General features: G+C 48.9%; 6 protein-coding genes and 2 pseudogenes. 4 read left to right on the plus strand and 4 right to left on the minus strand.

The window, feature by feature from the left end:
- Positions 1 to 131 (plus strand): annotated as a pseudogene (locus ACUU1I_RS17305) (NAD(P)H oxidoreductase); the annotation flags it as partial.
- An 81-nt stretch (positions 132 to 212) separates the two neighbouring features.
- Here the strand turns inward: ACUU1I_RS17305 and pflA are convergent.
- The 4 genes from pflA to ycaO form a co-directional block, all read right to left on the minus strand.
- On the minus strand, positions 213 to 953 hold the full coding sequence (pflA, locus tag ACUU1I_RS17310; protein WP_000111043.1) for a pyruvate formate lyase 1-activating protein: 741 nt from the start codon (positions 951 to 953) through the stop codon (positions 213 to 215).
- A 173-nt stretch (positions 954 to 1126) separates the two neighbouring features.
- On the minus strand, positions 1127 to 3409 hold the full coding sequence (gene pflB, locus ACUU1I_RS17315) for a formate C-acetyltransferase (protein ID WP_001292813.1): 2283 nt from the start codon (positions 3407 to 3409) through the stop codon (positions 1127 to 1129).
- Between the two features lie 54 nt (positions 3410 to 3463).
- Complete coding sequence (focA, locus tag ACUU1I_RS17320; protein WP_000642546.1) at positions 3464 to 4321, minus strand: formate transporter FocA; 858 nt, start codon at positions 4319 to 4321, stop codon at positions 3464 to 3466.
- 405 nt (positions 4322 to 4726) lie between these two features.
- Complete coding sequence (gene ycaO, locus ACUU1I_RS17325; protein ID WP_005051051.1) at positions 4727 to 6487, minus strand: 30S ribosomal protein S12 methylthiotransferase accessory factor YcaO; 1761 nt, start codon at positions 6485 to 6487, stop codon at positions 4727 to 4729.
- A 129-nt stretch (positions 6488 to 6616) separates the two neighbouring features.
- On the opposite strand from ycaO, the pseudogene ACUU1I_RS17330 reads away from it, so the two are divergent.
- The 3 genes and pseudogenes from ACUU1I_RS17330 (at position 6617) to aroA (ending at position 9886) form a co-directional block, all read left to right on the plus strand.
- Positions 6617 to 7245 (plus strand): annotated as a pseudogene (locus tag ACUU1I_RS17330) (DUF421 domain-containing protein).
- Positions 7246 to 7443: 198 nt separating this feature from the next.
- On the plus strand, positions 7444 to 8532 hold the full coding sequence (gene serC / locus ACUU1I_RS17335; protein ID WP_000057149.1) for a 3-phosphoserine/phosphohydroxythreonine transaminase: 1089 nt from the start codon (positions 7444 to 7446) through the stop codon (positions 8530 to 8532).
- A 70-nt stretch (positions 8533 to 8602) separates the two neighbouring features.
- Positions 8603 to 9886, plus strand: a complete 1284-nt coding sequence (aroA, locus tag ACUU1I_RS17340; protein ID WP_000445222.1) for a 3-phosphoshikimate 1-carboxyvinyltransferase — start codon at positions 8603 to 8605, stop codon at positions 9884 to 9886.
- Positions 9887 to 9943: the final 57 nt, after the last annotated feature.

Raw genomic sequence — 9943 nt, forward strand, 5'->3', positions numbered from 1 at the left:
GTTATCTTGGTATTGAAGATGCCGATGTCACTTTCTTGTGTAATACAGTGGTATTCGATGGGGAAGAACTTCACGCGAGCTATTATCAGTCGTTATTATCTCAGGTACGGGATATGGTAGATGCACTATAAGATGTGTTAAAAACGCTGTAGCAGAACGAAGCGCGGAATAAAAAAGCGGCAACTCAATAAAGTTGCCGCTTTACGGGGAAATTAGAACATTACCTTATGACCGTACTGCTCAAGAATGCCTTTCACGCGTTCCATGGTCTCTTTCTTCGGTGGTTTAACACCATCGAGTTTGTATTCTTCACCCATCGCCACCCATTTGTGTTTGCCCAGTTCGTGGTAGGGGAGAAGTTCGATTTTCTCAACGTTACCCATATCACGGGTAAATTCACCGAGGCGATGCGCCGAATCGTCATCGTCAGACCAGCCTGGGACAACAACGTAGCGGATCCACACCTTCACATTTTTGTTCGCCAGATATTTAGCGAACTCCAGCGTGCGGTGGTTGGAAACTCCAACCAGATTTTGGTGGATCTCGTCGTTCATCTGTTTGAGATCGAGCATTACCAGGTCGGTTACTTCCAGCAGTTCATCAATCACCGGATCGTAACGACGAACAAAACCGTTGGTATCCAGACAGGTATGAATGCCTTCTTTTTTACAGGCGCGGAACCAGTCACGAACAAACTCAGCTTGCAGGATTGCTTCACCGCCGGATGCGGTAACGCCGCCGCCGGAAGCGTTCATAAAGTGGCGATAGGTCACCACTTCCTTCATCAAATCTTCAACGGTAACTTCTTTACCGCCATGCGTGTCCCAGGTGTCGCGGTTATGACAATACAGGCAGCGCATCAGGCAGCCCTGGAAAAAGGTGATAAAGCGAATACCTGGGCCGTCTACGGTTCCACAGGATTCAAAGGAGTGAATGCGACCAATAACTGACATTGCGGTGTTTCTCCAGATGTGGCCCATCTGAGGCCGTGTTGGTGCGCAGCTCGAAGGCTACGTCGAGTCTGTTTTGGCAGTCACCTTAAAGTATAGATAGCTGACAAAAAAGGCCCCACTTTCGTGGAGCCTTTATTGTACGCTTTTTACTGTACGATTTCAGTCAAATCTAATTACATAGATTGAGTGAAGGTACGAGTAATAACGTCCTGCTGCTGTTCTTTAGTCAGCGAGTTGAAACGTACTGCGTAGCCAGATACACGGATGGTCAGCTGCGGATATTTTTCCGGGTTTTCCATCGCGTCGAGCAGCATTTCACGGTTCATCACGTTAACGTTCAGGTGCTGACCACCTTCGATGGATGCTTCGTGGTGGAAGTAACCATCCATCAGACCAGCCAGGTTGGTCTTACGAACTTCGTCGTCTTTACCCAGTGCGTTCGGAACGATAGAGAAGGTGTAGGAGATACCATCTTTAGCGTAAGCAAACGGCAGTTTAGCAACGGAAGTCAGAGACGCTACAGCACCTTTCTGGTCACGACCGTGCATCGGGTTAGCACCCGGTCCGAACGGCGCGCCAGCACGACGACCGTCTGGGGTGTTACCAGTTTTCTTACCATACACAACGTTAGAAGTGATGGTCAGAACAGACTGAGTCGGGATAGCGTCACGGTAGGTGTGCAGTTTCTGAATTTTCTTCATGAAACGTTCTACCAGGTCAACAGCCAGGTCATCTACACGCGGATCATTGTTACCAAACTGCGGGTATTCGCCTTCGATTTCGAAGTCGATAGCCAGACCGTCTTCGTCACGAATCGGTTTAACTTTCGCATATTTGATTGCAGACAGGGAGTCAGCAGCAACGGACAGACCAGCGATACCACACGCCATGGTGCGGATAACGTCACGGTCGTGCAGCGCCATCAGAGAGGCTTCGTAGCTGTACTTGTCGTGCATGTAGTGGATGATGTTCAGTGCAGTGATGTACTGTTTAGCCAGCCAGTCCATGAAGTGATCCATGCGCTCCATCACTTCATCGTAGCTCAGGAGATCGCCTTTGATCGGTTCAGACTTCGGACCAACCTGCATTTTCAGTTTTTCGTCAACGCCGCCGTTGATTGCGTACAGCATGGTTTTCGCCAGGTTTGCACGCGCACCGAAGAACTGCATTTGTTTACCAACGATCATCGGGCTTACGCAGCAAGCGATAGCGTAGTCATCGTTGTTGAAGTCCGGACGCATCAGGTCATCGTTCTCATACTGCAGAGAAGAGGTGTCGATGGACACTTTAGCGGCGAATTTCTTGAAGTTCAGCGGCAGTTTTTCAGACCACAGAATGGTCATGTTCGGTTCCGGAGACGGACCCATAGTGTACAGGGTGTTCAGGAAACGGAAGCTGTTTTTGGTAACCAGGGTACGACCATCGAGGCCCATACCACCGATAGATTCGGTTGCCCAGATTGGGTCGCCAGAGAACAGTTCATCGTATTCCGGAGTACGCAGGAAGCGAACCATACGCAGTTTCATGACCAGGTGGTCAACCATTTCCTGCGCTTCTTGTTCGGTGATCTTGCCAGCTTTCAGGTCACGTTCGATGTACACATCCAGGAAGGTGGAGGTACGACCGAAGGACATTGCAGCACCGTTCTGAGACTTAACAGCAGCCAGGTAGCCGAAGTAAGTCCACTGGATAGCTTCCTGAGCGTTGGTTGCCGGACCAGAGATGTCGTAGCCGTATTTCGCAGCCATTTCTTTCATCTGACCCAGAGCGCGGTGCTGTTCAGCGATTTCTTCGCGCAGACGGATAGTCTGTTCCAGGTTTACGCCGTTTTCCAGATCAGCCTGCAGAGAGGTGAACTGAGCGTATTTGTCTTTCATCAGGTAGTCGATACCGTACAGCGCAACGCGACGGTAGTCACCGATGATACGGCCACGGCCATAAGCATCTGGCAGACCGGTCAGAACACCGGATTTACGGCAACGCAGGATGTCCGGAGTGTAAACGTCGAATACGCCCTGGTTGTGAGTTTTACGGTATTCAGTGAAGATTTTTTTGATCATCGGGTCCAGTTCGCGGTTGTACGCTTTGCAGGAACCTTCGATCATTTTGATACCACCGAACGGGATAAGAGCACGTTTCAGCGGAGCTTCAGTCTGCAGACCAACAACTTTTTCCAACGCTTTATTGATGTAGCCAGCGTCGTGAGAGGTGATGGTGGAAGCAACAGCGGTGTCAAAATCAACTGGCGCGTGAGTGCGGTTTTCCAGTTTAACGCCTTCCATTACTTTGTCCCACAGGGTGGTGGTCGCTTCAGTAGCGCCAGCCAGGAAGGACTCGTCACCCTCGTACGGAGTGTAGTTTTTCTGAATGAAGTCACGGACGTTTACTTCATTCTGCCAGTCACCTTTGGTAAAACCTTCCCAGGCTGTGGCTAACTTTTCATTAAGCTCGGACATGTAACACCTACCTTCTTAAGTGGATTTTTTATTTACTGCGTACTTCGACAACCATTAATGGTGATCGTTTTCACGCAGGTAAATGACCCAGTATGTCAACCCAACCAACAAACCACCGCCGATAATATTACCGATCGTAACCGGGATCAGGTTATCAGTGATGAAGTTCATCACGGTCAGGTGAGAAAAATTTTCCGGTGCAGAACCGACAGCGGTCCAGAATTCCGGAGATGCGAAGTCGCGGATTACAATACCCATCGGGATCATAAACATGTTTGCGATACTGTGCTCAAAACCGCTGGCAACAAACATCGCGACCGGCAGCACCATAATGAACGCTTTGTCCATCAGGCTGCGGCCAGAATAACTCATCCATACTGCCAGACATACCATCAGGTTTGCCAGGATACCAAGACAGACGGCCTCAATAAAAGTATGGTGCACTTTGTGGTCGGCGGTTTGTAGGACGTTTAGTCCCCATTGACCATTTGCGGTCATATACTCGCCGGAAAGCCACATTAAAAGTACAAACAGCAGTGCGCCGACCAGATTGCCAAAATAGACATTTAGCCAGTTTTTAGCCAACTGACCCCAGGTGATGCGCCCACTCGCCTTAGCAACAACAATCAACACTGTGGAAGTAAAGAGATCGGCTCCGCAGACAACACAAAGAATCAGCCCCAGAGAGAAGCAAATGCCGCCAACCAGTTTTGCCATGCCGAAGGGCATTGTGCCTGTGCCAGTGGTTGCTGTGATATAGAAGACGAATGCGATTGAGATGAAAACACCGGCGGTAATCGCCAGATAGAAAGTCTTAAGCGGATGTTTCGTTGCTTTATAGACACCCGCCTCTTCGGCCACTTTGGCCATTGCAGCAGGAAGTAAAAGATCAAAAGGGTTGTCAGCTTTCACACTAACTCTCTCTTTATTAAGTCGGCGACGAGATACTAACAAAGCATTATAGATGAGAAATTGATATAGATCATATCTCGCCTGGCTTATAGGCCCGTAACTCGCATGGTTTTTATGCAAATACGGAGTAACTATTTGATTATCCAAATAAAAATAAATTTTAAAAATTAACAAATGAGTTGAATTTTTTCCGCATCCTCCGCTAAAACAGTTAATTAAAAGGGAGCATCAGGCGAATAAAGTAACAATATCGATCGTATTTATTAAATACAAATTACCGATATTTAACCTTATAATTACAATTATTTTATTAATGCAAATATATGTAAAGCGGGGCATTAAAAAAACGCCCCGTAATATAACTCAGACTAATCATTAAGCCTACATTGCGTAGGCTATTTGATTTTATTTTGCCCAGAATGCTGCTTTGGCGCGTTGCAGCTTTTCGTAGGCCTTCAACAACGACTGATGTGCAGCAAACGCGTGCAGATCGCTATCTACCGGTTGCAGGCCGTAAAACGCCGCTTCGCCGCTCATTGCCGCACTGGCGGCTTCTACGGCATCTGCGCCGTACATGCGAACAAACGCATTCAGATATTGCAGCGGCTGGCGATCTTCTTCCTGTGCCAGTAATAACAACGTTTGCAGGCAGCGATAATAGTTGGCGCGTTCCGGACTAAATACTGATGAGTTAAACTCCATCGTCCATTCGGTCCAGACCAGAGCCTGTTCCAGATCGCCACCAGCCAGCGCCAGCATGGCTTTTAATTCACCGATACGCAGGGTGTACCAACCGTTATCCGACCCGGTCGCCAGACCCAACAGCTCACGCACGCGGGTAAAGTCATCAAAACCTTCTTCATCCAGTTGCTCGATGAGGTTCAGGTAATCTTCTTTTTCCCACTCGCTGCCTGGTAGCGAAAGAATCGTTTCACGTAAATGGCTGCCCATACTGTTATTCGCGAGCCACAGATCTTCAGCCGGATAAATATCGGACATGCCAGGCACGATAATACGGCAAGCATAAACGCCCAGATGCTCGTAATCGGCAATATAAACTTCTTTATCTTCTTTGTTGAAGATAGCCATCAGCGTAGCAAACTCTTCTTCCGTGGTGCCGGAGAAATTCCAGTCCACAAACGGATAATCGGCATCCTGCTTGAACAGGTCCCAGGAGATTAAACCGCTGGAATCGATAAAGTGCGTTTCGAGGTTGGTATGTTCAGCGACTTCTTCATCATCGAAGGTTGGCGGAGTAAACACATCCAAATCTTTCAGGCCACGACCTTGCAGCAGCTCGGTCACGGTACGTTCCAGTGCTACGCCAAAATCAGGATGCGCACCGAAAGAGGCAAAGCAGGTGCCGTTTGCAGGATTAAACAGTACCACGCAAATCACCGGATACTGGCCGCCAAGGGAACCATCATATGCGAAGATCGGGAAACCTTCTGTTTCCAGTGTTTCGATCGCTTCAACCACCGCTGGGTAACGCGCCAGCACGTCTGCCGGGATTTCCGGCAAGCTGATGCTTTCAGCAATAATGCGGTTTTTCACGTAGCGTTCGAAAACTTCGGACAACCCCTGAACGCGTGCTTCGTTGCGGGTATTGCCAGCGGACATACCGTTAGAAACGTACAGGTTACCAATGATATTCATCGGAATATAAACGGTCTGATTGTCGGACTGGCGCGTAAACGGCAGACCGCAAATACCACGATCTTCGTTACCGGATTGTAGGTCAATCAGCATACTGCCGGTCAATTCATTCTCCGGATCGTAAAATGCGCGCAGACGGTCATCGAGCAGCCCTTCTGGCACATCGTCATTTTCGCTCAGTGGGAACCATTTTTCGTTGGGATAATGCACAAATGGACCGTTGGCGATGGTTTCGCCCAGCCAGAAATCAGCAAAAAAGTAGTTGGTTGAGAGACGCTCGAAATATTCACCGAGTGCAGAAGCCAGCGCCGCTTTCTTGGTTGCGCCTTTACCGTTGGTAAAACACAGTGCGCACTCTTTGTCGCGAATATGTACAGACCAGACGTTAGGCACGGGATTCAGCCAGGAGGCCTCTTCAATCTGAAAGCCGAGGTCTGAAAGTTTTTGCTGGAAGCGAGCGATGGAATCTTCCAGAGCGGCATCTTTGCCGGGGATAAATGTTTGCGTCATGAAAATCACTTTAGTCGTACGGAAAGCGCGCAATAATACGGGTTTTATCTCAAAGGCGCTATCACCGCCGCCATGCCGATGAACTGTTGACTATGCTTTTAGCGGATAAACCACGTTAAGAGCATAAAAATGAAGGCGTTCGATCTCCACCGTATGGCATTTGATAAAGTGCCTTTTGATTTCCTTGGCGAAGTTGCACTACGTAGTCTTTATACCTTTGTACTGGTTTTTTTGTTCCTCAAAATGACCGGAAGACGCGGTGTGCGACAGATGTCGCTGTTTGAAGTGTTAATCATTCTCACGCTGGGTTCAGCGGCGGGAGATGTGGCGTTTTATGATGATGTGCCGATGGTGCCGGTACTTATCGTCTTTATCACTCTGGCGTTGTTATACCGCCTGGTAATGTGATGGCGAGCTGGCCTGGTCGAAACTCAATAACTCCAACATGACGGAATTTGAGTTCTTTAATGGAGCTACGATTGCGTGGCGTGGAGCAGCTGGGGCAGGTACGTCTGGCGATTCTCGAAACCAACGGGCAAATCAGTGTCTATTTCTTTGAAGATGACAAGGTGAAACCGGGTTTACTTATTTTACCCAGTGATTGTACGCAGCGTTACAAAGTGGTGCCGGAGTCGGCGGACTATGCCTGCATTCGTTGTAGTGAAATCATTCATATGAACGCGGGGGAAAAACAATTATGTCCGCGCTGTGCAAATCCAGAATGGACGAAGGCAAGTCGGGCAAAACGGGTGACCTGACAGTAAAAACATCGGCTTTTTGCTAATAATCCGAGAGATTCTTTTGTGTGATGCAAGCCACATTTTTGCTCTCAACGGTTTTACTCATTGCGATGTGTGTCACTGAATGATAAAACCGATAGCCACAGGAATAATGTATTACCTGTGGTCGCAATCGATTGACCGCGGGTTAATAGCAACGCAACGTGGTGAGGGGAAATGGCTCAAATCTTCAATTTTAGTTCTGGTCCGGCAATGCTACCGGCAGAGGTGCTTAAACAGGCTCAACAGGAACTGCGCGACTGGAACGGTCTTGGTACGTCGGTGATGGAAGTGAGTCACCGTGGCAAAGAGTTCATTCAGGTTGCAGAGGAAGCCGAGAAGGATTTTCGCGATCTTCTTAATGTCCCCTCCAACTACAAGGTATTATTCTGCCATGGCGGTGGTCGCGGTCAGTTTGCTGCGGTACCGCTGAATATTCTCGGTGATAAAACCACCGCAGATTATGTTGATGCCGGTTACTGGGCGGCAAGTGCCATTAAAGAAGCGAAAAAATACTGCACGCCTAATGTCTTTGACGCCAAAGTGACTGTTGATGGTCTGCGCGCGGTTAAGCCAATGCGTGAATGGCAACTCTCTGATAATGCGGCTTATATGCATTACTGCCCGAATGAAACCATCGACGGTATCGCCATCGACGAGACGCCAGACTTCGGCAAAGATGTGGTGGTCGCCGCCGACTTCTCTTCAACCATTCTTTCCCGTCCGATTGACGTCAGCCGTTATGGTGTAATTTACGCTGGCGCGCAGAAAAATATCGGCCCGGCTGGCCTGACAATCGTCATCGTTCGTGAAGATTTGCTGGGCAAAGCGAATATCGCGTGTCCGTCGATTCTGGATTATTCCATCCTCAACGATAACGGCTCCATGTTTAACACGCCGCCGACATTTGCCTGGTATCTATCTGGTCTGGTCTTTAAATGGCTGAAAGCGAACGGCGGTGTAGCTGAAATGGATAAAATCAATCAGCAAAAAGCAGAACTGCTATATGGGGTGATTGATAACAGCGATTTCTACCGCAATGATGTGGCGAAAGCTAACCGTTCGCGGATGAACGTGCCGTTCCAGTTGGCGGACAGTGCGCTTGACAAATTGTTCCTTGAAGAGTCTTTTGCTGCAGGCCTTCATGCACTGAAAGGACACCGTGTGGTCGGCGGAATGCGCGCGTCTATTTATAATGCCATGCCGCTGGAAGGCGTTAAAGCGCTGACAGACTTCATGGTTGAGTTCGAACGCCGTCACGGTTAATGCCGAAATTTTGCTTAATCCCCACAGCCAGCCTGTGGGGTTTTTATTTCTGTTGTAGAGAGTTGAGTTCATGGAATCCCTGACGTTACAACCCATCGCTCGTGTCGATGGCACTATTAATCTGCCCGGTTCCAAGAGCGTTTCTAACCGCGCTTTATTGCTTGCGGCATTAGCACACGGCAAAACAGTATTAACCAATCTGCTGGATAGCGACGACGTGCGCCATATGCTGAATGCATTAACAGCGTTAGGGTTAAGCTATACGCTTTCAGCCGATCGTACGCGTTGCGAAATTATCGGTAACGGCGGTCCATTACACGCAGAAGGTGCCCTGGAGTTGTTCCTCGGTAACGCCGGAACGGCAATGCGTCCGCTGGCGGCAGCTCTTTGTCTGGATAGCAATGATATTGTGCTGACCGGTGAGCCGCGTATGAAAGAGCGCCCGATTGGTCATCTGGTGGATGCGCTGCGCCTGGGCGGGGCGAAGATCACTTACCTGGAACAAGAAAATTATCCGCCGTTGCGTTTACAGGGCGGCTTTACTGGCGGCAACGTTGACGTTGATGGCTCCGTTTCCAGCCAATTCCTCACCGCACTGTTAATGACTGCGCCTCTTGCGCCGGAAGATACGGTGATTCGTATTAAAGGCGATCTGGTTTCTAAACCTTATATCGACATCACACTCAATCTGATGAAGACGTTTGGTGTTGAAATTGAAAATCAGCACTATCAACAATTTGTCGTAAAAGGCGGGCAGTCTTATCAGTCTCCGGGTACTTATTTGGTCGAAGGCGATGCATCTTCGGCTTCTTACTTCCTGGCAGCAGCAGCAATCAAAGGCGGCACTGTAAAAGTGACCGGTATTGGACGTAACAGTATGCAGGGTGATATTCGCTTTGCTGATGTGCTGGAAAAAATGGGCGCGACCATTTGCTGGGGCGATGATTATATTTCCTGCACGCGTGGTGAACTGAACGCTATTGATATGGATATGAACCATATTCCTGATGCGGCGATGACCATTGCCACGGCGGCGTTATTTGCAAAAGGCACCACCACGCTGCGCAATATCTATAACTGGCGTGTTAAAGAGACCGATCGCCTGTTTGCGATGGCAACAGAACTGCGTAAAGTCGGCGCGGAAGTGGAAGAGGGGCACGATTACATTCGTATCACTCCTCCGGAAAAACTGAACTTTGCCGAGATCGCGACATACAATGATCACCGGATGGCGATGTGTTTCTCGCTGGTGGCGTTGTCAGATACACCAGTGACGATTCTTGATCCCAAATGCACGGCCAAAACATTTCCGGATTATTTCGAGCAGCTGGCGCGGATTAGCCAAGCAGCCTGAATGAACAACGGGCAATAAATAGCCAAATCTTTCTTTATCAAAACGTCGGCACATTGT

It is taken from the genome of Shigella sp. SIG3, assembly GCF_053555855.1.